This window comes from Sedimenticola sp. (assembly GCF_050289425.1).
Classification (GTDB): domain Bacteria; phylum Pseudomonadota; class Gammaproteobacteria; order Chromatiales; family Chromatiaceae; genus Sedimenticola.
In genome coordinates this window covers 179764-203331 of sequence record NZ_JBNKFS010000002.1, presented here as the reverse complement: position 1 = coordinate 203331, position 23568 = coordinate 179764, and the positions used below count along the sequence as shown (strand labels likewise).

Here is a 23568-nt window from a genome sequence, read left to right as displayed (position 1 = left end):
CTCATGGGCGCGGGTTTTCTACTTTGTGCCGGCGGCGCTCTTCGCGCGGTGGGATGCCGAAATAATCCCGGTAGCATTTGCTGAAGTGGGGGGCGGATACGAAACCGCAGGCCATCGCTACATCCACGATCGGTTTGTCGGTCTGCAGTAGCATCAGACGGGCCTGCCTGAGTCGCAGGTCCATGTAGTATCGGGTGGGCACGCAGTTGAGATACTTCTGGAACAGCCGCTCCAGTTGGCGGCGTGAGACGCCGACCAGCGAGGAGAGTTCGTCCAGGGTAATCGGCTCTTCGACATTCGCCTCCATCAGCGAGACCGCCTCGGTCAGTTTAGGCTGGCTGGTACCCAGCTTCAGGTGCAGTGGTGTGCGCTGTCGGTCGTGCTTGTCACGTACCCGGCTGAGCATGAACTGCTCCGAGATATTGGAGGAGAGGGTACTGCCGCAGGTCTCATTGATCAGTTGCAGCATCATGTCCATGGGTGCGGTGCCACCGGCACAGGTGTAGCGATCCCGGTCGATCTCATAGAGTTCGTCGGTCAGCTGCAGGCGCGGAAACTCGTCACGCGTACTGGCCAGGTTTTCCCAGTGAATGGTGGCACGGTAGTTCTCCATCAACCCCGACTTAGCCAGCAGATAGGTACCGGTGCAAAGTGCCCCCAGGTCCACGTGTTGCCGCGATAACTTATTCAGGAAACTGGCCAGGGGTTTGGAATAGTTGTCCGCCACGTTGATGCCGGAACAGACAAACAGCATATCCAGTTTCGGCAGATCAGCCGCTGCGTAGTCGGGCTGAATCATTATCCCGTTACTGGCCTGCACCGGTTCGCCGTCCAGCGTTACCGTGAGCCACTCGTAGAGTTTTTGCTGGGACAATTGATTGGCCATACGCAGCGGCTCGATAGCCGATGTGAAGGCGATCATGGAGTAGTTTGGGACGACCAAAAAACCGAGCCGCAACGGATTGTCTGGTTTGATTGGGGCGGTCATTGGGCATAACCCTGTAGTTAACATGCGTATAGAATTATTACAGAAAATAGACGAAAACGTATAGTAAAAAATGCATAAAATTTGCAGTTTTTTTAATGATTTACCAGATTTTTATGGCGTTTTGCTCGAGTCGCTGATGCCGCCGACAAAGTGATGCCTGACAGGCTGAGGAGGAGGGATTTTTATGCGCAGAAAAAACGGGCGCAGCGGTGCAACCTGGGCTGATAGTGCCGTTAATTTTTGACCACAAATGACAACGCCGCAAAGGCTCTAAAGCCCTTGCGGCGAGTGAAGTAAGCCCATATTGTCCGGGGGGACGAGAGGGCTACAGGCTGTTACACGTTGGAATCAGGAAACGATTCTTTACGTCGCGCTATGTAATCACAGAGTGCCTCGTCGACTGCCGGGTCCAGTGCCGGCGTCTGGTAATCGGCCAGCATCTGCTTCCAGCGTTGATTGGCGCGTTGCACCTGATCCTTGCCACCCTCGGATACCCACTGCTCAAAACTGTTGTTATCAGCCAACGGTGAGCGGTAGAAGGCGGTCTTGAAGTTGGCTTGGGTATGGCTGCAGCCCAGGAAGTGGTTGCCCGGTCCCACCTCACGGATGGCGTCAAGCGCTTGACCGTTTTCACTCAGGTCGACGCCTTTCAGCATGACCTCCATCATGCCCGCCTGGTCCGCATCCATGACGAACTTCTCGTAACCCATGGTCAGTCCGCCCTCTAGCCAGCCGGTGGTGTGCAGCACAAAGTTGACCCCGGCGAGCGCGGTTGGCAGCAGGGTGTTGACCGATTCGTAAGCCGCTTGGGCATCCGCGAGTTTGGAGGCGCTAAGGCTGCCGCCGGAACGGAAAGGTACACCCAGGCGTCGTGCCAGGGCGGCCATGATATAGAGCACCAGGGCCGGCTCCGGAGTGCCGAAGGTGGGCGCTCCAGACTGCATGGAGATGGAGCTGGCGAAGCTGCCCAGTACTACCGGCGCGCCGGGATTGACCAACTGAACAAAGGCCATCCCCGCCAAGGCTTCGGCTAGCGTCTGAGCCGCGGTGCCGGCGACGGTCACCGGCGACATGGCTCCGGCAAGGATAAACGGGGTGATGATGCAGGCCTGGTTGTTGCGTGCATAGACCTTGGCTGCACCCAGCATGGTGGCGTCAAAGGTCATCGGTGAGTTGGCGTTGATCAGGCTGGTGGTGACGGTTTTCGGGCGGCCGCTCTCCGGGTCGATGTAGTCATCGCCGAACAGGATCTTTACCATCTCAATGGTATCCTCGGCCCGCTCCGGTGCAGTGACCGAGCCCATAAAGCATTTGTCGGAATACTTGATGTGGCTGTAGATCATGTCGAAGTGGCGCTTGTTTACCGGCAGATCCACCGGCTCGCAAATGGTCCCGCCGGAGATATGCAGACTGGGTGACAGATAGGTCAGCTTGATCAGATTCTCGAAGTCCTGCAGTGTGGCATAGCGACGACCCTGATCCTGATCGTAGACGAAGGGGGAGCCGTAGCCGGGGGCGAAAGCGGTGTGCTTACCGCCGATGCGCACGCTGCGTTCGGGATTGCGCGCGTGGTGCGTATATTCCCGGGGTGCCGAGGTCTGGATGATTTGACGGCACATTCCACGCGGAAATCTCACCCGTTCGCCATCCACTTCGGCACCGGCATCCTTCCAGATCTGCAGCGCCTCCGGGTCATCGCGGAACTCGATACCGATCTCCTCCAGCAGGGTGTCGGCGTTGGACTCGATCAGGCTCAGCCCCTCTTCATCCAGCACCTCGTAATAGGGGATGTTACGCGTGATATAGGGCACGATCGGGGCGCTGGTCTCTGCGGCGGCGCGGCGCGCGGCACTGCCGCCGCGGCGGCTGCGCCGGGTGGGTGCGGATGCATCAGGTTGGCTCATGCTGTCGACTCCGTTGTGGTCCGAAAACCGGTCCATTTGTGGGTTTATAAACAATGCCTTAGACGGCACTGACGGTCGTTCATGGGGCTAATGGTGCGCCCACCGGCGAGCGCGGTCTGACTCGTGAGCGACCTGCATCTGTTTGCCTGCGTCAAGTGTCGACAGCCGGCCGCAAACCGCGTCGGGTCACACCGCCATCGGTTTGCCGAATTCCGCTTCGTAGTGCTGGCGTTGGCGACGGGCCGCGACCAGGGTATTGCGCATCAGGGTCGCCACCGTTACCGGGCCGACGCCACCCGGAACGGGTGTGATCCAGCCGGCGATCGGGCGGCAGGAGTCGTAATCCACATCGCCCACGATGCAGGTTTCGCCACTTTCGGTCTGGATCTGATTGATACCGATGTCGATCACCGCCGCCCCGGGTTTGATCATGTCGCCGGTGATCAACCCTGGTTTGCCAACCGCGACAAATACCGCATCCGCCTGCCGGGAGTGCACTGCGAGGTTACGGGTCATGTGGTGACACACGGTGACCGTGCAGCCCTCTGACATCAGCAGGAAGGCGATCGGCTTACCGACGATCTCGGAATGGCCCACCAGGGTCACCTCCAGCCCTTGCAGTTTGAGGCCGGTGCGTTTCAGCAGCTCCACCGAGGCGGCGGCGGTGCAAGGCGCCAGATCGAGCTGGTTGTAGACGATGTTGCCGATGGAGGTCGGATGCATGCCCTCCACATCCTTCAGCGGGTGAATCGCGGATTGCAGCTTTTTGATCGCCAGATGGTTGGGTACCGGACGCTGGATGATGATACCGGTGACACTGGGGTCTGCATTCATGGCCGCCAGCCCGGCGTGCAACTCGGTGTCGGAGACTTCGGCAGAAAAGTTGCGCTCTTCAAAAGCGATGCCGGCGCGTTCGGCGGTGCGCTTCTGATTGCGCACATAGACTTCAACGGCGCTGGTGTCGCCAACGGTGATCGAGATCAGCTTCGGTTTCCAACCGTGCGATTTGAGCGACTCCAACTGGTCGCGTACATCGGCCAGGATCTCGTCGGCGACGGCTCTTCCGTTCAGATCTTTGTGTTCATGCGTGGCGGCTACTTGCACGAAGGTATCCTCACTAGTTGGTTATTCCCGGTAAGCAGGAGGGGATAGTACCCAACCCGCTTCGTCGTCCCTGTGCTCACAACGACATCTTTCTTCGACCAAGTGACGCTTGTCGCTATTGGTACAGGGATTCGTTTCTGGTGAAGGGTGGGGCGCTCAGGGACAACTTAACCGGACACGGCGACCAATACTTTTGGATCCACAGACAAATCCATGGCTGTTCATTTGCCTGCCGTTATCGCCAACCACATGATATTTTGGAAGAACACGTGGGCTGGGAATACGAAGGCCACTATTCTGTTCTCTCGGCAAGACGCAAAGAGCGCCAAGGATGACAGGGTAAAGAATCGGCCAGAAGGCGAGTCTCCCGCAGGCAGCCTTACCTCCCCTTAACCGCCACTCCAGACATCCTGCCCCGTGGTATTGGTTGTTCCTTGTGTGCCGCGCCCCTCCGCGATCTGTTAGATAGCTTGGTGTGCTTGGCGAGAGGATATTTGTCTTTTTACGCCTATGAATTCCGCTGAAGAGCTATAGATTTTTACGAATTCGGGATCGTTCCATCTGCGATCTCGGGCGGCGGTCGCGGCACGGTGACCGCCCCGTTGATTAGGCGTAGATGCGCGCGTCGGTGACGATCTGGTCCATCCGGATGTCGTGCGGTTCGCTGGGGATCGATTCCCTCACCTGGAAGTCATAGGCAATGGCTACTTTGCGTCCGCGGCTCCGGGCCAGGAAACGGTCATAAAAACCGCCCCCGTAACCGATACGGTTCAAGTCGTGATCGAACACCAGGCCGGGCACCAGAATCAGGTCGCAATCCTCCTCGCGGAGTGGCAACGACGGTTTCGGTTCCAGCAGTTTGAAGGCGGTCCGCTCCTCCAACTGGTCGAAGCTGGTGATCGGGTAGTTGTCGAGCTTGTTATTTTTCAGATCGGTGCGCGGCATCACCACCTCGATATCGCGTTGCCACAGCTCCTCGATCAGTTCGAGCGTGTTCACTTCGTTATTGATGGCGTAGTAGAGGTGTACGCTTTTGACGCCGTCCAGGAAACCGCCGTCCAACAGGCGCTGCTTGACCGCCCGGCTGCGCGCCTGATAGGTCGGTGCGTCGAGCGCCTTGCGCTGTCTGAAGATCTCCTGCCGCAGGCTTTTTTTCATGTTTTGCTCTCTGATTTTGCGTCGGTGCTTTGATGGTTGCACAGGATCCTATCTGGATAGCGATCGCCGGCATTGCTTGTTTGCGACCTGACGATACGCGATTACGGCATCTCCCGAGCCCCGGTTCTGTCTGCTCCCCGCGGCCCCGGAGTGGGTGGCGCAAATTGATACCTAACAGTCGCAAACGAGGCAGTCGGAGCGCTTGGGCGCTGGCTAAACTGCTTTGGAAATACCGCCGTTGCGCTGGGCTTATTGTGGCCCGTGGGCGGGTTCAATTCGCACAGCAGGACACTGGGAGCAAAGAATACAATGAAATCTAGCGCACGTGTTGTAGTGATAGGTGGTGGCGTTGTCGGCGCCGGCACGCTCTACCATCTGGCCAAGAAGGGTTGGTCCGATGTGGTGATGATCGAGCGTAAGGAGCTTACCTCAGGCTCAACATGGCACGCGGCGGGTCTGCTGCCTCTGTTCAATATGAGCTACTCGGTCGGCAAGTTGCACCAGTATTCGGTCGATTTTTACCAGGAGCTGGAGCAGGAGACCGGGCAGAGTGTGGGCTTCAGCCAGGTCAGCAATATCCGTCTCGCCAACTGCGACTACCGCATGGATGAGTACAAATACTACTCCGGTGTAGCCAAGACCGTGGGTGTGGATGTGAAGTTTCTCACCCCTGAAGAGGTCAAGGAGATCTGGCCGCTGTGCAACACCGAAGGTCTGGTGGGCGCCATTCAACATCCGGAGGACGGCTATATCCAGCCGGCGGACTTGACCCAGGCACTGGCCAAGGGTGCGCGTGAGCGAGGGGCCGAAATCTATCGCTACACCACGGTCACCGGCATCGAGCAGCAGGCCGACGGACGTTGGCTGGTGAAGACCGACAAGGGTGACATCGATTGTGAGCACGTGGTCTCCTGCACCGGCAGTTTTGCGCGCAAGACCGGCCAAATGGTGGGTCTGGATATCCCGGTGATCCCGGTGGAGCATCAGTTTATCGTCACCGAGCCCCACCCGGAGATCCAGGCGCGCCATCAGCAGGGCCTGCCGGAGATGGGCGTGCTGCGTGAGTCGGACGCCGGTTACTACCTGCGGGAAGAGGGCGGCGGTCTGCTGTTGGGTCCCTATGAGAAGGGTGCCCCCTGCTGTTACGTGGACGGTCCCGCGGACGACTGTGAATACGAGCTGTTCAACGAGGACCTGGACCGCTTGATGCCGCACGTGGAGGCCTGTATGTACCGGGTGCCGGCGTTTGGTGAGGTGGGGGTAAAGACCGTCTACAACGGCGCCATCGCCTACACCCCGGACGGCAATCCGATCGTCGGCCCGGCACCGGGTTTGAAAAACTTCTGGCTCAATGAAGGCCACAGCTTCGGTATCACCGCCGCCGGCGGTGCCGGTTGGCAGCTTGCGGAGTGGATCGTGGACGGTGAACCGACCGTGGACATGATGGGTGTGGATCCGCGTCGTTTCGGTCCCTACGCTTCGCGGGGTTACCTGCGCAACAAGAACGAAGAGGCTTACTCCAACGTCTTCACTACGCATTATCCGGACGAGGAGCGGTCGGCGGCACGTCCGCTGAAGACCAGTCCCTGTTACGATCGCATGAAGGCGCTCGGCGCGGTATTCGGCAGCGTCTACGGCTGGGAACGTCCCAACTGGTTTGCACCCAAGGGGTATCAGTTGAGCGAGGACGATCTGGCCAAGGCCGATGTGCTGCTGAACGACAACCACTCCAAGCCTCTGGAGGATGGCCGTGTGGTGGAGAAAAACTCCTTCCGCCGTTCCAACTACTTTGAGTTTGTGGGTCAGGAGTGCCAGCACGTCAGCAGCAAGGTGGGCTTATTGGATATGTCCGCCTTCGCCAAGTGCCTGGTATCCGGTCCCGGTGCCGAGGCGTGGCTGGAATCCCTGTTTGCCAACCGCATCCCGAAAAGCATCGGGCGTATCGGTCTGTGTCACATGCTGTCCATGAACGGCGGCGTACGCGCCGAGTTCACCGTCTACAAGACCGGTCCGCAGCACTACTATCTGGTTTCTGCCGGCGCGTTTGAGAACCATGATCACGACTACCTGAAAAAGCTGAAGCCGAACGACGGCAGTGTCAACCTGCAACCGATCACCACCCAGCAGGGTGTGCTGGTACTGGCCGGACCGCGTTCCCGCGAGGTACTGCAGAAGCTGACCGATACCGACCTCTCCAATAAGGCGTTTCCCTGGTTGACCGGTCAGTTCATCAATGTCGGCTATGCCCAGGCCCATGCGTTGCGGGTCAACTTTGTCGGCGAGTTGGGCTGGGAGCTGCACCATCCGATCGAGATGCAGAACTACATCTTTGATCAGCTGATGGCGGCCGGCGCTGAGTTTGATATCAAGCCGTTCGGTATTCGCGCCATGGACTCCATGCGTATTGAGAAATCCTATCGCCTGATTCCGCGCGAGATGTCGATTGAATACTCGGCCCTGGAGTCGGGTCTGGACCGCTTCGTGCGCCTGGACAAGGAGTGCGACTTTATCGGCAAGCAGGCGCTGGCGGATTGGCAGGAGCGTGGCTTCAAGAACGCCTTTGTCACCCTGGAAGTGCGCGGTGTGACCGATGCGGATGCGCGCGGTTCCGAGGCCATCTACAAAGATGGTGAAGTGGTAGGGCGTGCCACCTCCGGCGGTTACGGCTGGCGTGTAGGTAAGTCTTTGGCCCTGGGGCTGGTGCAACCGGCGCTGGCGGAGATCGGTACCGAGTTGCAGATCGAGATCCTGGGCGAGTTGTACAACGCCACGGTGATCGAGGAGTCGCCGTTCGATCCCGAGAACAAGTGCCTGCGTGCATGAACTGATCCCCGGGACAGCGTGACTGTTCCGGGGCAGCCTAACCCCAGTCATTGTGATCATATCCGGCGTCTAGATGGCACCGGCCAGTGGAGCATAGCGTGATGAAAGTGCTAGTTGGAGTGAAGCGGGTACTGGACCCGCAGGTAAAGGCCCGGGTCAAGGCAGACGGCTCGGCTGTCGATTTGACCAACGCCAAGATGTCGATGAACCCGTTCGATGAAAACGCCGTGGAAGAGGCGATTCGACTCAAAGAGGCGGGCCAGGTGGAAGAGATTGTGACCCTCTCTATCGGGCCGGAAAAGGCACAGGAGACGCTGCGTCAGTCGCTGGCCATGGGGGCGGACCGGGCCATCCATGTCGTCACCGAGCAGGTGTTGGAACCGCTCGCCGTGGCCAAGGTGTTTCAGCATCTGGTGGCCCAGGAGCAGCCTGGCCTGGTGTTGGTGGGCAAGCAGGCGATCGATGACGACTGCAACCAGACCGGCCAGATGCTGGCGGCACTGCTGGGCTGGGCACAGAGCACCTTTACTTCAAAACTGAAGCTGGAGGGTGAGACCGCCACGACGCTGCGTGAAATCGATGGTGGTCTGGACCGCATCAGCGTGCGCATGCCGGCGGTGGTGACGGTGGATCTGCGGCTCAACGAGCCACGTTACGCCACCCTGCCCAATGTGATGAAGGCAAAAAAGAAGCCGTTGCAGAAGATTGTCCTGGATGAGTTGGGTCTCGACGTGGCGCCACGCCTTGTCACCCTGGAAGTGATGGAGCCGGAGGCCCGCTCGGCCGGTGTGCTGGTGGACAGCGTGGAGCAGCTGGTGGACAAACTGAGAAATGAGGCGCGGGTCATCTGATCCGGTGTGACGAGGAATAAGCGATGAGTGTTTTAATTATTGCCGAGCATGACAATCAGACCCTGGCGCCGGCTACCCTGAACGCCGTGACCGCCGCACAGCAGATCGCCGAATATACCGACGGTGTCGTGGATATCCTGGTGGCCGGTCAGGGGTGTGACGGAGTGGCCCAGGCCGCCGCACAGATTCCCGGTATCGCCCGGATTCGACTGGTGGATAGCGAGACCCAGGCTCACCATCTGGCGGAGAATCTGGCCGCCCAGGTGGTGGCGCTGGCCGGCGAGTACAGCCACGTACTGGCGCCTGCCACCACCTTCGGCAAAAATTTCCTGCCGCGGGCGGCAGCGTTACTGGATGTGTCCCAGATCTCCGATATTAGCGCGGTAGTGGATGCGGAGACCTTTATCCGTCCCATCTTCGCCGGCAATGCCCTGGCCAAGGTACGTTCATCCGATACCTGTAAGCTGATTACGGTGCGCACCACCAAGTTTGAGGCGAGTGCCCAAGAGGGTGGCAGTGCCGCTGTGGAGTCGGTCGATGCCGGCGAAGAGTGCGGTCTCTCCAGCTTTGTCGATCGCCAGTTGTCGCAATCCGAGCGACCCGAACTGACCTCGGCGCGTATTGTTATTTCCGGCGGTCGCGGGATGCAGGATGGCGCCAACTTCCAGCTGCTGGATGCGGTAGCCGACAAACTCGATGCCGCCGTGGGCGCTTCGCGGGCAGCGGTGGATGCCGGCTATGTACCGAACGACTTCCAGGTGGGACAAACCGGTAAGGTGGTGGCGCCGGATCTGTACATCGCGGTCGGTATCTCCGGGGCTATCCAGCATCTGGCCGGGATGAAGGACAGCAAGGTGATCGTGGCAATCAACAAGGACAGCGAGGCGCCGATCTTCCAGGTGGCCGACTACGGATTGGTGGGTGACCTGTTTGAGGCACTGCCGGCGATGAAAGAGGCGCTGGGGTAAGCCACATTTCTGAAGGGCAGATAAAAATCCGGCTTAGTGCCGGATTTTTTGTTGATTGAAACTGGAGTTTCCCGATTTCGAAACAGGTAAATGATATCCCCTCTTTTTTTGTGTGAATTAAGATCCTGTGGCTTTGCCAGAGGATCTTCGCTTATCGTGATAGCGGCGGTCGAGAAAAGCAGTAACTCCTTGGCGCCGCTGCTTATTTTTTGTGTCTCTTGCAGGATAGTGCTTGTCTGCTTTCGCGGCATGCAGAACGGCGGGTGGTTGCGGTACAAGGAGTGATTCCTGGAATGCCGCCCAAAAGTAGATCCCGCCTGTATTGAACGCAAGATTTCCTACCTGAATATTGTTGGCACGGAATGTAGCCTGGGGCTTGGCTGCGCGACAGCATTTAATCGACGATTTTTCTGGAAGATAGTAAAGAGGTGCTGAATGGAACCCGGAGGGTGCTATTGTGTCTGGATCATGCCTCTTCCCGGCACGCAAGGAGTGCCAGGAGTGTCGCTTTGATAATCATTATTGTTGCCCTCGGATGGCCGACTAGGGCATGGCTATTACCGGCTTGCTGAGAGGCTTGCCACGCAGGGCGCTTAGTTCTCGACGTGCTAAGATTATAAAAGGCATTAACACCTTTCCTATCTGGATAGCCGCCTCGGTGGGTTGCTAGCGGTTTGGAGCGGAACAACAATCGTCCTGTATTAAGGGGTCTCCATTGAACAGATGGTTTCAGATGTTGGCAGGACGCCTTCGTTTTAAAGTACTCTCCGCTACCTTAGGGGCCGTGCTGATAATCAGTATCTGCGCTTGGGTGGCAATTAGTTATAGCAACATCGTAACAACCTCCGTCGCCAACACCACTCAGATCTATCTGCCCCTGCTTACAAAGGCCATTAACGCTTCAAACTCCATGCACAGTCTAACCGGCCGGGCACGTGAACTCCTGCAGGCATGCAGAGTGGCCGACGGTTCCCACCGAATACTGCTGAACGGCTCGATGGACAAAGACATCGAGACCATCGAAGATCTGGCAACTTTTTTACACAACATGGACGTTACCTACGAAGTGAAGGTGAGATCCGCCAAAGATGAACTCTTGCGCGCCTTCAAAAGCCTGCTCAGCAGTTGTGATACACAGACAAGCCTGCAGATCGAATTCCAGTCGCAGCAATATCGCGCACAAGAGGCTATCGCGGCACTAAGCAATCTCATAGAACGGCTACCTTCGCAACTTTCAACTCGCTCTCTGCCACCCGTCGATAAGAGCGCCTTGAGTAAATCTGATTCCTCCGTAGTGGATAACGACACAGCCTTAATGCGGTTGGCGTTGATTAGGGCCAAACTTAGCGAACTCGGAAACATACTGAAGCACACACATTCCACCCAACTCATCGAGGGCGATAAGCAGGTTGTCCAGCTGAATGAGTCCCTACTTAAGACTCTCTCATCCGAATTTAAAAATATGGCGCCGAATTTGCCCGATAAGGATCTTGGGCTTCTTTATGTTGAGATTGATCGACAATTGGACCAGTTGACGCATGCCATTTTGAGCCCTATTGGTATACATGATATCTGGAAACGGACGAGTCTGTTTTACTCCGGAAGCAGTATCACTCGAATGGCGACGAATCGTGCCGATATAGCGCTGGCGTCAGCGCTTGGCGGACTGGAAAAGGAGGCTCGCACACGCTACCAACAGGCTCTGGATAAGACCCACACCACCATAGACGAAGCCAAATGGCTCATCATCGGCGTGAACACAGCTATGGCAGTCGTACTCTTGGGATTGGGCTTGCTATTCGCTGCAGGACTGGCAAGTCCGATAGAGAGCCTGAAAGCCTTTGTTCTCCAGTTACGGGGTAAAGAGTTGTCGCAGCAGGTGCCAGTTCAACTGATGGCCAGAATGGATGAGGTTGGAGAGCTGGCTCGAAGCTTTAATGTATTGCTGGCCGACCTGAAGGATGCCCGTCGACGCCTGCTGTCGGAATCGAAAGCTAAGATTAGAACCCAGTACGAGCGTCTTTATGCCGCCATCGAGAATATCCCGCAGGGTCTATGCCTTATCGATGCAGACAATCGACTGTTGATGAGCAATACCAAGTTTATGACACTGTATGACTTGACCTCCGGAGATGTATGCGAGGGTACGCCGCTAAAACAGATTATGCAGACCTGTATCGCCAAAGGTGCGCAAGAGGTACGACATGACGGTGAAGGTGATTATGCTGAGAGCTACACCGCCTTTTCTAACAAGCCGCTGGTATTGAACTTCCGTAACGAGCGCACAATACTGGTTCGTACCGCGCGCACGCCGGAAGGAGGTATGGTGTCGGTCCATGAGGACATCACCGAAAGGCGTCGCCAGGAGCAGCAGATAGCCCACCTAGCTTACCACGATACGCTCACCGGACTACCGAACCGCCGGTTGTTTCGGGATTCTATAGGCTCGCTGTTAAATGATGTGACACAGAAGCGGGAAGTAGCCCTCCTGTTTATGGATCTGGACCTGTTCAAAACGGTCAACGATACCCTGGGCCACCAGGTGGGCGATCAGTTACTGGTTGTAGTGGCCGAACGACTTCAATCCTGCCTGCGAGGTTCCGACCGGGTTGCCCGTGTAGGCGGTGATGAGTTTGCTATTTTACTCACCAGTGAATCGAGTACCGAGGCGGTAATCCGGCTCTCCCGTCGCATCATTGACAAGATTGGTCAGCCCTTTGATATCAACGGTCATATGATCGTAGTCGGAATATCCATTGGAATCGCTATTAGTCCCCGAGACGGACATGATCCAGACCGGCTGATGAAATGTGCGGATCTGGCGCTGTATCGAGCCAAAGGAAAAGGGCGCAATGTCTACTGCTTCTACGAAGCAGAGATGGGCGCCCTCGTTCAGGCACGCCGAACTCTGGAGATGGAGCTCAGAAAGGCGATGGAAGCGGAAGATCTGGAATTGGCGTATCAACCCCAGGTGGATATTTCCACTGGAAATATCCAGGGTTTCGAGGCGCTCATACGTTGGCGCCACAGTGAACGCGGTTTTATCTCGCCGGAAGAGTTTATACCCATTGCGGAGGAAACCGGTTTAATTACCACCATCGGCCGCTGGGTATTGATGCAGGCCTGCCTGGAATCACGTCACTGGCCGGAAAATTTACAGGTAGGGGTCAACGTGTCACCGGTTCAGTTTCGTGCCAATACATTGATCGCCGATATTGAAGCCGCTCTTGCCGTTTCAGGCCTCCCTCCCCATCGTCTCGAACTGGAGATTACCGAGGGGATATTAATGCAAGATACGGAGGCAAATCTTGACACACTTGCCGCCTTGAGAAGTATGGGTGTCCATATCGCAATGGATGACTTTGGGACCGGCTACTCCAGCCTCGGTTATATACGAAAATTCCACTTTGACCGGGTTAAAATCGATAAGTCTTTTATCCATGATGTACTCAATTCAAAGGACAGTCAGGCGGTGGTGCAAGCGGTGTGTGGCCTCTGTACGACCCTGGGGATTGAGTCCGTGGCCGAAGGGGTAGAGAGTGTGCAGCAACTGGAGTTTCTCCGCAGTGAAGGTTGTACCCAGGCCCAGGGCTACTATATTGCAAGGCCCATGCCTGCCGAGGCGGCGCGTGAGATGATCGCCTCTAATATGACGGTGTACAAATGACATCAGCTGTCTATTTGGATTGTAACGGAGGCCAAATACAATGATATCCAGTAGCCTTAGTCGTCGCAGATTCCTCGGTCTGGCTGCCGGCGTAGCCGGCAGCCTCTGTTGCCCCAGACTGTGGGCTGAGAATTCCCGGATAAAATTTATCTGGTGGGGCAGCCAGGATCGCGCTGTCCTGACCCATAAAGCGCTTGCCGCTTTTACGGCGACTACAGGTATTGACATCGATACCGAATCCCTGGATTGGCTCGATTACTGGCAGCGCTTCGTGTCGCTGATTGCCGCGCGTCAAACGCCAGACCTGATACAGATGGATTACCGCTATCTGAAGCTATACGCCGATAATGGAATCTTATTACCGCTTAACAAATACTTGGGGAATCGACTCGACATCGAATCCTTCGGCCAACACAATATCGATTCTTGCAGTGTCGACGGCGTGCTTTACGGTGTGAACCTCGGCATCAATTCCACGGCCGCTATCATCGATCGAGAGGGCTGGGATTCAGCCGGTGTTGAGCCACCTACGCTCGGCACAACCTGGGAGGCATTCAGCGATAAATGCAAAGCCTTTGTCAAAGGCAACAAGCAGCCAAACCTATATGCGACGCCAGATGCCAGTGGCATAGAGATAGTGTTTGAAGCCTGGCTCAGACAAAGGGGCAAAGGCCTCTACACACCCGAGGGAACACTCAATTTTGATAGCGGAGACGCAGTAGAATGGTTCACCTATTGGAAAAATATCCGAGCCTTCGGCGGTTGTGTACCGGCCGATATTCAGGTGCTGGCCAAACACACCATTGATACCTCTGTGCTGATCCTGGGTTATGCGGCGACAGACTTTGCCCACTCAAATATGCTGCTCGCCTATCAGAAAAACATGCAAAAGCCACTCGACATTACCGCCTTTCCTACAACCTCAGCGGGTGCTCAACCGGGACAATATTACAAACCCTCGCAGATGCTGTCCGTCTCTGCCCAATCAAAAGCAGCGGAGCTGGCGGTGGATCTGGCAAATTTTCTGGTGGTGTCACCCAAGGCGGTGAGAATTCTTGGGGTTGACCGGGGAATACCTGCCTCTCCGGCCGTACGCAAGTTGCTGTTGCGGCAACTCAATGCGGTGGATCAAAAGATAGTTAATTATATTAATGACTTGGCTCCATTTGCCGGACCGTTGCCGCCTCTTCCGCCACATGGCGCTGGCGAAGTCGCCATTCTACTTCAGAACATCGGGCATGAAATCGCTTTTAATCGGCTCACACCAAAACGAGGGGGCGAGAAATTGATTCGAGAAGCAACAGCGATTCTATTGAGTTCAACATAGACGTTTGCTCCCTGAATTCATGCGCGAATCGGCACCGATCTCTCTCGGTTGTATGCTTCACCTCGAACAGTAGTTTTACCACTTTAGCGGGGGTTTCCCGGCAGATTCGACCTCAATGATTCCAAATGGGGGCTGGTTCGGTCGTTATCCCGGCATTAGCCGATCGATCTGTATAAAGCATTTTCTTGGATCAACTCACGTCCATTCATGTGCCACAGTCCTTCACCGAAATTTTGCCAGTTGAGCCATGAATGCCCATCTGGGTCGTGCATAACCAAAGTTAACTTCTGCTTGTTTGGCTATATGGGTAAGATATAGTCATATATCTTCACGAAATTATTGACAGTGGTATTTTTCATGGCATTGACTGAGCACGCCAAGTCTGAGCGGTGGCGCTTAAACGTTTTACCAAGCTTGTTGGTTATCGAATGGGCATGAGCGAAATCGATCAGACAGTTGCTGTGGATGCTGAGGAAGAAGCGTTCATGCGGCACGCCATTACCCTGGCCCGTCGTGCTGAGGCCGAGGGGGAGGTACCGGTCGGGGCGGTATTGGTGGCCAACGGTAAGGTAGTTGGTGAAGGTTGGAATCGGCCGATTATCAGCCATGATCCCACTGCCCATGCCGAAATTATGGCGTTGCGGGATGCCGGACAGCGGTTGCAGAATTACCGCCTACCCGGTACCACGCTTTACGTGACGTTGGAGCCCTGTCCCATGTGTGCCGGCGCCATTGTCCATTCCCGTGTCAACCGGGTTGTGTTTGGCGCTACGGATCCCAAGGGAGGTGCGGCCGGCACGGTTTTCCGACTACTGCCGTCTGATCAACGGTTCAACCATTACGTGCAGGCCCAAGGTGGTTTGCTGGCGGAGGAATGCGCCGAGTTGTTGCGTACCTTTTTTCGCTCTCGTCGCTAGAGGTCTGTCTACAGTGCCAGCGGCACTGTACTGATCACTGCCTGGATAACCTGTTTTTTCTGTTTACGGTTGTGCCACACCAGCAGGTCGTAGTAACTGCGAATGTTGTCCACATAGTGAACCGGCTCCTTGCCGCGTGCAAAACCGTGCTTGACGGTTTTGTAGTATTTCTTCTGGGCTAGTAGGGGCAAACTCTGTTTTACGTCCGACCATTTGTCCGGATCGCCCCCGTTGCGCTGGGTGAGGATGCGGGCATCTTCCAGGTGACCGTATCCGACGTTGTAACCGGCCAGTGCCATCCAGGTTCGGTCCGGCTCCTGAATACGTTCGGGTAATTTCTTCTCCACCCGGCGCAGATATTGGGCACCGCCGCTGATGCTTTGGGCGGTGTCGGTGCGGTCTGCGACGCCCATCTGTTTGGCGGTTGCGGAGGTTAACATCATGATCCCCTTAACCCCGGTGGGGGAGACCGCCTCCGGATTCCAGTGGGACTCTTGATAGCCGATGGCGGCGAGTAATTGCCAATCCATGTCGTTCGCTTCCGCTGCCTGTTTGAACTGGGCAATCAGCGGCGGCAGGCGTTGCACCATATGCCGGGCAAAGGTTCGATTATCGACAAAATCCAGTTTCTCCACATAGCCGTAGTAGCGCTCAAGCAGTTGCTCCAGAGAACCGTCCTCTTTGATCCGCTTGATAAACGCCTTGGCTGCTTTATACAGGCTGTTGTCCTCGGCGTGGGGAAAGGCCCATGCCACCGGCATCTCGTCACCCAGATTAAAAGCGACTTTCAGTTCCGGATGAAAGCGCCGGCTCAGCGCCACTTCATTGGAATTGGCGATGGTATAATCGATCAGCTCTTCGTAGACCAGGTTCAGTAATTCGGTGCTTTCTACCGAGCGTTGGGCCGTCCAGTTCAGCTCCGGGTATTGCACAGCCAGTTTCTTGAGTTTCGCATCATGGCTGCTACCTGCCATCACTTCCAGGACACCGTCAACGGTATCGGTAATTTTTTTGGGGCGCTGTTTTCCGCTTTTATAAACCAGTTGGGCGGTGACGGTTTGATATTCGGGGGTAAACCTAACCGCCAGTTCCCGGTCGTTGGTCACGGTTAGGCCAGCGGCGGCAAAATGGGCTTCACCACGTGCGATAGCCGGAAGGATCTCGTCAAAACTCTCCGGGATCACATACTTCACCTCGACACCCAGTTCGGCGGCAAACTGTTCAACCAGTTCATACTCCAAACCCTGGATTTTATCCTTCTCCCGGATATAGGTGGCGGGGTTATTGCGGGTGATCACAATCAGTTGCCCCTCCTCCTTGATCCGTTCGATCAGAGGCTTAGGGATGCTGCAGCTGGTGAGCAGCAGGCTCAGTATCAGGATCCAGAGAGTACGCATGCCTTGCAGGATACCTTTAAATACCTCGGTAAGGTTAACGACCGGCTCAATAGGTGTACAATCGACCGCCTATTTTAGAGCAGGTTTCGGCAGATCGCGAAGACGGCGCTAGATGATTGTTTTATAAATATTTTTATGGTTGTCGATTAAGTGTCTGGGAGTAATAATAATCGTTTTGCTGTCAATGGCGCTGGAGTTGGTTAGAATAGCCGCCGACAATGACGCGCTGGAGTAGCTGGGGACTTATTTCAACGCCCGTAGCGTGCCCCGAAGTCATGGGCTTGACTCGGCGGCGCAGGGCGCCGTTGTTCAGCCGCACAGAATTGGAGAGGTGCCAGAGTGGCCGAAAAAATCGCCGGGAGCGATTTTTAGCGCCCGCAGGGCGCCCCGAAGGGCGGAGGGCAGGAAGCCCGAAGTCATGGGCTTGACTCGACGGCGCAGAGCGCCGTTGTTCAGCCACACAGAATTGGAGAGGTGCCAGAGTGGCCGAATGGGCTTGACTCGAAATCAAGTGACCCCTTGCGGGGTCCGTGGGTTCGACTCCCACCCTCTCCGCCAATTAACCAAGGGCGGTGCGTCCAGGTCCATAAAACGAGAGCCAAGAGTGAAGACGCACCCGCCTACGGTAACTTTCTTAATCATCCAGATCGCAGGGATCCACTAAGTGTTCTTCACTGAAGGACGGGAACACTTTTTCAGACCACTCAATGGCAAGTATCGGGGCCAGGTGGTGGACTGCCTCCGCACCTTCTATGCTCGTCTCTACGGTTCCCTGGCCGATTACAGCCGCAGTTTCAACCGTGATCAGGTGATCGAGATTCTGGAGGAGGCGATCGCTCGCAGCCCGGTGCTGGATGAGGACGAGTCCGAACGCTTTCAGGTGCCTGCTCGCTCCCAGCGCGAGCAGGCAAACTGGATCCTCAACCAGTTACTGGAGTACGACTGGTTGGAACGCCAGATGGACGAGGCGACCATGCAGAGCACCTACGCCTTTACCCGCCACGGTCGCCTGTTTACCCAGCCGATGGTGGAGGCGTCCGGCGGCCGCTTCCGTACCCGCCACCGTAATACCCGCAATACCCGCAACGCGCTGCAGTCGTTCCTGGATAAGGGCGAGGTATATGACCTATTGGATGCCTTCGAGTATTCGGAACGGATTATCTCCGATTTCTCCGATGTGATCGCCGAGCTGGATGAGCGCAAGCGCCAACTGGTCAAGGAGGTGGAGGCCCAGCAAGTGGTGCAGCGTGCCTCGGATGAATTTTTCGATTTTATGGAGAAACGCTTCATGCCGGATCTGTCGATCCGGCTGTCGGCCGATTCGGTAGAGAAATACCGCGACGAGATCGGCGAGTTGATTGGCAAGGCGCGGCGCAAGCGGCGTGAGTTCAAGGCGCAGGCGGAGCGGGAGTTGCGCCGGGCGGCGCCGGAGTTGATCGAAACGATCAACCGCTCGGTCTACCTGCTGATTCTCGATGGTATTGAGACCCGCATGCACAACGCCGCCTCCATCATGCTGCCGGCCCTGCGCCAGGCGCTGAACGGCTTTACCCGCCGTGCCGATATCATCATGCGCCAGCTCAGCTATACCGGGGCGTCTGCCCAGAACCGGCTGTTTTCACTGTGCGAGCGGTTACGCCAGGCTCCAGAATTGGAGCAGGAGCAGGCGCTCTCGGAGATGGGGCGGGCGTTATCGGTGATCGACATGGGCTTTGTCGATAGCGACACTGTCCGACTGCATCAGCTGCGTCGTCCGCGGCGGGTGAATACCGCTGTGGAAGCGGAGGCTGGAGATGACCGGGCCTCACGCAAGGCGCTGTTTGTGCAGACGGCGGTGGATCTGGCATTCACTTTCAACAGTCAAGGTCAGCGCGAATACCTGATTAAGGCGCTGTGTGACGGGCACCGGATCAGGAGCCAGCAACTGCCGATCCGGGATGCGCGGGAACTGTTGATGAGTGCCCATGTGATCGAGGTGGGAGCCCTGGGTAGCGGCGAGTTCGGCTTCCGGGTCGAACCGACTGATAACCGGGTCGAAACCGATTATTTTCACGCCAGTGATGAATTTACCATTGAACTGATCGAACGAGAGATGAATGCTGACTGATGCACTGATGGAGGCGCTGGAAGCGGCGGGGGTGACGCTGCAGGAGTTCCGCGAACTGACCCTGCGGCTGCTCAATTACGGGGTACTGTGCCGTGCCGAGAGCCAGACCGAGCAGCAGCTCTATGATCGCTATCTGCGGATCGAGACGTTGGTCGGGGAGTATCTTGACCTGATCGGCGTCGGCCTGTTCCATGACCGGCGTTTCGCCTATCTGCGGCTCTATCCACCTGGTGCCAGCGTGCCGGGCATGGACGATGCGCCGGAGGGTGCGTTTGGCGGCGGATTGCGGGCGCGGCTACGCCAGGACGAGGTGGCGCTGCTGCTGGTGTTGCGGCTGCAGTACGACAAGGCGTTGCGGGAGGGGCAGTTGGATGAGCAGGGGTATGTGCTGGAGTCGGTGGAATCCCTGGCCATCGCCATGCGCAATTTGTTGGGCCGTTCGTTGCCCGACAAGATCGTCGAACGCAAACGGGTGTTCAACCGGTTGCGCCAACTGCGGCTGATCGAATATCGGCAGGATGAGGAGGTGGAGAGCGGCGAGGCGTGGATCCGCGTGCACCCGATGATCGTCACCTTCGTCACCGATGAGGCGCTTGCCGCATTGGATGAGGCGTTACCGGCACCCGAAGAGACCGAGGCGGAAGATGTTTCTTAAACAGTTTGTCTATATCAACTGGGGCAATATTCCCAATCTGGAATTCGATTTCGGTCCGGTCAATCTCTTCTCCGGCGGCAACGGCTCCGGCAAGACCACGGCGGCGGATGCTATCCAGACGGTGATGACCGCGGCCCATGAAAACTTGTTCCAGTACAACCCGGGCCAAGACGAGACCACCCAACGCGGGCGCGGCGGCAAGCGGGTGCGCACCCTGGCCTCCTATATATTGGGTTGTGACGATGGCAGCTATGCCCGGCTTGACCCCACCGACGGCTATCTGGCGGCGGTGTTCCACCCCACCCAGGGGGAGAGTGGCGAACCCTTCACCGCGGTGATTGCGGTGCGTGCCTGGCTGGATAGCGCCGGCAGCAATCAAGTGGCCCGCCAGGACGACGCCCAGTTTTTTATCATCAGTGGCGAAACGCTTGAGCTGTCCCACTTTGTGCGTAGCGACAGTGCCGGTCGTTACGTGGTGCCGCTGCCGGCGTTGCAGACCCTGCTGATCAGTGAGTTCGGTAAGCGCCGGGTAGAGAAATACGAAACCAAGAAAGCTTATCTGCGTCGCCTCTATGGCGCCCTGCGCGGTAAATCGGATGCGGTCACCGAAGCCGAGGCGATCGGTGCGGCGCGCGCCTTCTCCCGTTTCATGTCCTATAAGCCGATCAAAGGGATCAACCGCTTTGTGGCGGATGAGATCCTGGAGCAAAAGGACCTGGGCGAGGCGGTGCGTTCGGTCTCCAGCCAGCTTAAGACCATTCACCACATGGAGCGGGATGCGGCCAATCTGCTGGCGTCGATGGAGACCCTTCGCCGGGCGGGCGATCAGGCACAGCACTATATCGAGCAGTGGAGCGAGCTGAACGTACTCGACTACACCTTGGCCCAGGCCGAATACCAGACCCGCCAGGCCGATTATCTGAGTGGCAAGCGGCAGCAGCAGGCCGAGCGTCAACGGTTACAGGAGACGGAGCAAACCCTGGCCCAGCTCGAACAACAAACGGAACGGGTGCATGATCAGCGGATCAATCTGGAGGCGCAGCGACAAGGTGTTCAGGCGCTACGCCAGAAAGATGAGCTGGAGAAGCAGCGCCGTCAGCTCGACGTGCGACTGGTACAGCAGACCCAGGCCATACTGGCCCAGGACCAATGGGTTAGCGAAAATATTCAGGCCAGCCGGGATATCGTCGAGGCGCTGTGCGATGTCGCACTAGTGGATGACGAATCCGGGATTGCCGGGGCGGAGGCGGAAGCGTTGGCGCGGGAGGTGGTTGCCAGTTACCGCCAGGTGGTTCAGGAACTGCATAATCTGGTGCAGCGGGACTTTTCCGGCGCTATGCCGGCGTTGGTCGCGGAACTGGATCAGGTACGGGCACTGCAGCAGACCCACAATCGTTGGCACGCCTTCTGGCGAGCGGGCGAGGCGGGGGAGTCGCCGAAGGAGCGACTGGCGGCACAACGGCACGGCTGTCACGCGCGTTATCAGCAGTTGGCGGAGCAGCGGCGCCAGAAACAACAAGAGATTGAACGGCTGAACGCCAATCAGGCCAATTATCCCGCCTACGTGGAACGGGCGTTGAAGGCGATCCGTCAACACTGTCCGGCGGCCGATCCCCGGGTGCTTTGTGATCACGTGGAGGTGAAGGACCCGCGCTGGCAGGCGGCTATTGAGGGTTATCTGGGGGGCGCACGCTTCTCCATCCTGGTTGAGGCGGAGTATGAGGCGGAGGCCATTGCTGTCGTCCGTCGGTTGCCGGGCCGGGACAATCGGGCGCGGGTGATCCAGGGGGAGAAGGCGGCCAAGGATGCCGCGCGCAGCAGCCTCGATTCCCAATCGATTATCCATGTGCTGGATTTCAGTCACGCCGTGGCCCGAGCCTACCTCACGGCCAGCTTTGGCAGCGTGGTCAGGGTGGCGTCGGCCGAGGCGTTGCGCAAAACCCGTCGTGGCATCACCGAGGACGGTATGGGTTCCGGCAGCTACAGCATGTGGCGCTGTGATCTGCCGGACAGCGATCTGGTGTTTGGTGCGGCGGCCCGCGAGCGGGCTTTGCAGGCCAAGCTGCAGGAGCTCTCCACCCTGGAAGTGGAGTGGAACCGGGCCAATGACCGCCTGCAGCAGATCGGCCACCTGCTACAGGCGGTGGATCGGTTGCGGGAGGTCGGCTATGCCGACAATCTGCACGCCATTATCGAGACCCACCGGGAGATCGGCCAGGCCGATGGACTGCTGGCTCAGCTGGATCTGACCGAACACCAAGATCTGGAGGCGCAGCTGCAGGTGCTGAAGTCCGAGCAGCGGGAGCTGGAGACGAAAAAGGGCGCCCTGCATGAACAGCGGGGCGAGATCCGCAAGGGACTGGAGAGTGTCGAAAAGCAGTTGCGGGCATTGAGTGATCTGCAGGAGCAGAACCGGGAGCAACTGGATGCGTGTGAAGCGGCGCTGCAAACCCTGGCGGCGACCTGGCCGGACTTCGATGCCGAAGTGCGTCTACAGGCGGCGGATGAAGCGGCGCGGGATCTGGATATCGCTACGGCGCGCCATTTTCGTCATGAGCTGGAAAAAGGACTGCAACAGGCGCAGCGCAAGGTGGAGGATGAGGTCAAGGCACACAACCAGCACTGTCGCCCGGCGGATACCGTCATCCATCCCGATTTCAACGGTGAGTATGATGCCGCGCTGTTCCGCTCCATCTGCCAACTGCAGCGGGAGATCGATCGGGTCTACAACATCCTGAAAAACAATATCCTGGTGGAGAAGCACCAACAGCTCAACGAGTTGAAGGGGGCGTTTAACAACGCCTTTGTGGCTCACCTGTGTCACACCATCCACCAGGCGCTGAACGACGGCAAGCGCCAGATCGAACAGTTGAACCGGGAGCTGCAGCACCACCGCTTCGGCGCCGACCGGGAGACCTTCCGTTTCGACAGCGACTGGATACCGGAGTACCGGGACTATGCCCGCTTCTTCCAGGAGGTGGTGAAGAATCCGCTGCTGGGCGACGAGACCACCCTGTTCGAGGTGGAACTGTCGGACAAGTCCCGCAAGGTGCTCGACGAGCTGATGGCCATGCTGCTGGATGAGGATGAACAGCGGGCGATGCGTGATCTGGAGCGGATTGCCGACTATCGCAACTACCGCCGCTACGAAATCTACAAGGAGGTGGAGGGCAAACCGCCGATCCCGCTCAGCGAGTACGGCACTGGCTCCGGCGGCCAGTTGGAAACCCCGGCCTACATCATCCGTTCCGCCGCCATCACCTCCGCTTTCCGCTTCGCCGAGGGCAACACCCATCTGCGCATGGTGCTGGTGGACGAGGCGTTCTCCAAGATGGACGAGACCCGCTCCCGGGAGGTGATCAACTACCTCACCGGCAGCCTTGGCCTGCAACTGCTGTTCATCATGCCCACCAGTAAGTGCGGTCCCTACATGGATCTGATCAGCCACGAATTTGTCTTCGCCAAGGTACCGAGCGGGACGCTGCGCGGACAGCTCAACACCCGGGTACTGGTGGATCGCAAGCAGTGCAACCAGGAACGCATCAAGGCGCTCTGGGCCAACCATCGACGCAACGTCTATCATCAGGCGGAGCTGGATTTCATGCAGGAGTTCGCCACGGCGGAGTGATCGCAGTTCGTGGATGGACGGGTTCGGTGTTGTGTGGGGTCGTGCAGTAACGTGGGGATAAGGTCGCCTGTACA

The 23568-nt window shown here is 57.4% G+C and carries 14 protein-coding genes and 1 tRNA gene; 10 read left to right on the top strand and 5 right to left on the bottom strand.

Annotated elements, in window-relative coordinates; translation table 11 throughout:
• Position 1: 1 nt before the first annotated feature.
• The 4 genes from ACQY5R_RS02120 to ACQY5R_RS02105 all read right to left on the bottom strand — a co-directional run bounded on the left by ACQY5R_RS02120 (position 2) and on the right by ACQY5R_RS02105 (position 5154).
• Positions 2-988: a GlxA family transcriptional regulator gene (locus tag ACQY5R_RS02120; RefSeq protein ID WP_428603905.1), complete on the bottom strand. Its 987-nt coding sequence runs from the start codon at positions 986-988 to the stop codon at positions 2-4.
• Between the two features lie 335 nt (positions 989-1323).
• Entirely contained in the window at positions 1324-2892 is a 1569-nt protein-coding gene (locus ACQY5R_RS02115; RefSeq protein ID WP_428603903.1) for a trimethylamine methyltransferase family protein, read from the bottom strand.
• Positions 2893-3078: 186 nt separating this feature from the next.
• On the bottom strand, positions 3079-3996 hold the full coding sequence (locus ACQY5R_RS02110; RefSeq protein WP_428603901.1) for a bifunctional 5,10-methylenetetrahydrofolate dehydrogenase/5,10-methenyltetrahydrofolate cyclohydrolase: 918 nt from the start codon (positions 3994-3996) through the stop codon (positions 3079-3081).
• Positions 3997-4602: 606 nt separating this feature from the next.
• Positions 4603-5154, bottom strand: coding sequence for a 5-formyltetrahydrofolate cyclo-ligase (locus tag ACQY5R_RS02105; protein ID WP_428603899.1), 552 nt, complete (start codon positions 5152-5154; stop codon positions 4603-4605).
• Positions 5155-5463: 309 nt separating this feature from the next.
• Between ACQY5R_RS02105 and ACQY5R_RS02100 the strand changes: the two genes are divergently transcribed.
• The 6 genes from ACQY5R_RS02100 to tadA all read left to right on the top strand — a co-directional run bounded on the left by ACQY5R_RS02100 (position 5464) and on the right by tadA (position 15707).
• Positions 5464-7977, top strand: a complete 2514-nt coding sequence (locus tag ACQY5R_RS02100; RefSeq protein WP_428603897.1) for a GcvT family protein — start codon at positions 5464-5466, stop codon at positions 7975-7977.
• 101 nt (positions 7978-8078) lie between these two features.
• Complete coding sequence (locus tag ACQY5R_RS02095) at positions 8079-8828, top strand: electron transfer flavoprotein subunit beta/FixA family protein (RefSeq protein ID WP_428603895.1); 750 nt, start codon at positions 8079-8081, stop codon at positions 8826-8828.
• A gap of 23 nt (positions 8829-8851) precedes the next feature.
• Complete coding sequence (locus ACQY5R_RS02090) at positions 8852-9796, top strand: electron transfer flavoprotein subunit alpha/FixB family protein (protein ID WP_428603893.1); 945 nt, start codon at positions 8852-8854, stop codon at positions 9794-9796.
• A gap of 910 nt (positions 9797-10706) precedes the next feature.
• Complete coding sequence (locus ACQY5R_RS02085; protein ID WP_428603891.1) at positions 10707-13463, top strand: putative bifunctional diguanylate cyclase/phosphodiesterase; 2757 nt, start codon at positions 10707-10709, stop codon at positions 13461-13463.
• 40 nt (positions 13464-13503) lie between these two features.
• Positions 13504-14790, top strand: a complete 1287-nt coding sequence (locus ACQY5R_RS02080) for an ABC transporter substrate-binding protein (RefSeq protein ID WP_428603888.1) — start codon at positions 13504-13506, stop codon at positions 14788-14790.
• A 434-nt stretch (positions 14791-15224) separates the two neighbouring features.
• Entirely contained in the window at positions 15225-15707 is a 483-nt protein-coding gene (tadA, locus tag ACQY5R_RS02075) for a tRNA adenosine(34) deaminase TadA (RefSeq protein ID WP_428603886.1), read from the top strand.
• Positions 15708-15715: 8 nt separating this feature from the next.
• Here the strand turns inward: tadA and mltF are convergent, their stop codons facing one another.
• A complete protein-coding gene (gene mltF, locus ACQY5R_RS02070; protein WP_428603884.1) occupies positions 15716-17104 on the bottom strand; it encodes a membrane-bound lytic murein transglycosylase MltF in 1389 nt (462 codons plus the stop codon).
• Positions 17105-17572: 468 nt separating this feature from the next.
• Between mltF and ACQY5R_RS02065 the strand changes: the two genes are divergently transcribed.
• The 4 genes from ACQY5R_RS02065 to ACQY5R_RS02050 all read left to right on the top strand — a co-directional run bounded on the left by ACQY5R_RS02065 (position 17573) and on the right by ACQY5R_RS02050 (position 23494).
• Positions 17573-17662: transfer RNA gene (locus tag ACQY5R_RS02065), tRNA-Ser, on the top strand.
• A gap of 106 nt (positions 17663-17768) precedes the next feature.
• Positions 17769-19211 carry a Wadjet anti-phage system protein JetA family protein gene (locus ACQY5R_RS02060; protein WP_428603882.1) on the top strand — a complete coding sequence of 481 codons (1443 nt, stop codon included), beginning with the start codon at positions 17769-17771 and terminating at the stop codon, positions 19209-19211.
• A complete protein-coding gene (locus ACQY5R_RS02055) occupies positions 19201-19866 on the top strand; it encodes a DUF4194 domain-containing protein (protein WP_428603880.1) in 666 nt (221 codons plus the stop codon). The genes ACQY5R_RS02060 and ACQY5R_RS02055 overlap by 11 nt, the downstream gene beginning before the upstream one ends.
• On the top strand, positions 19856-23494 hold the full coding sequence (locus ACQY5R_RS02050; RefSeq protein WP_428603878.1) for an ATP-binding protein: 3639 nt from the start codon (positions 19856-19858) through the stop codon (positions 23492-23494). Before ACQY5R_RS02055 ends, ACQY5R_RS02050 begins: the two co-directional genes overlap by 11 nt.
• The last annotated feature ends 74 nt before the right edge of the window (positions 23495-23568 follow it).

Bases quoted from the DNA above. Each gene is read 5' to 3' on its own strand.
- ACQY5R_RS02085 (WP_428603891.1), top strand. From the start codon at position 10,707: ATGCACAGTCTAACCGGCCGGGCACGTGAACTCCTGCAGGCATGCAGA.
- tadA (WP_428603886.1), top strand. From the start codon at position 15,225: ATGAGCGAAATCGATCAGACAGTTGCTGTGGATGCTGAGGAAGAAGCG.
- ACQY5R_RS02050 (WP_428603878.1), top strand. From the start codon at position 19,856: ATGTTTCTTAAACAGTTTGTCTATATCAACTGGGGCAATATTCCCAAT.
- ACQY5R_RS02115 (WP_428603903.1), bottom strand. From the start codon at position 2,892: ATGAGCCAACCTGATGCATCCGCACCCACCCGGCGCAGCCGCCGCGGC.
- ACQY5R_RS02080 (WP_428603888.1), top strand. From the start codon at position 13,504: ATGATATCCAGTAGCCTTAGTCGTCGCAGATTCCTCGGTCTGGCTGCC.
- ACQY5R_RS02090 (WP_428603893.1), top strand. From the start codon at position 8,852: ATGAGTGTTTTAATTATTGCCGAGCATGACAATCAGACCCTGGCGCCG.
- ACQY5R_RS02120 (WP_428603905.1), bottom strand. From the start codon at position 988: ATGACCGCCCCAATCAAACCAGACAATCCGTTGCGGCTCGGTTTTTTG.
- ACQY5R_RS02100 (WP_428603897.1), top strand. From the start codon at position 5,464: ATGAAATCTAGCGCACGTGTTGTAGTGATAGGTGGTGGCGTTGTCGGC.
- ACQY5R_RS02105 (WP_428603899.1), bottom strand. From the start codon at position 5,154: ATGAAAAAAAGCCTGCGGCAGGAGATCTTCAGACAGCGCAAGGCGCTC.
- mltF (WP_428603884.1), bottom strand. From the start codon at position 17,104: ATGCGTACTCTCTGGATCCTGATACTGAGCCTGCTGCTCACCAGCTGC.
- ACQY5R_RS02095 (WP_428603895.1), top strand. From the start codon at position 8,079: ATGAAAGTGCTAGTTGGAGTGAAGCGGGTACTGGACCCGCAGGTAAAG.
- ACQY5R_RS02055 (WP_428603880.1), top strand. From the start codon at position 19,201: ATGCTGACTGATGCACTGATGGAGGCGCTGGAAGCGGCGGGGGTGACG.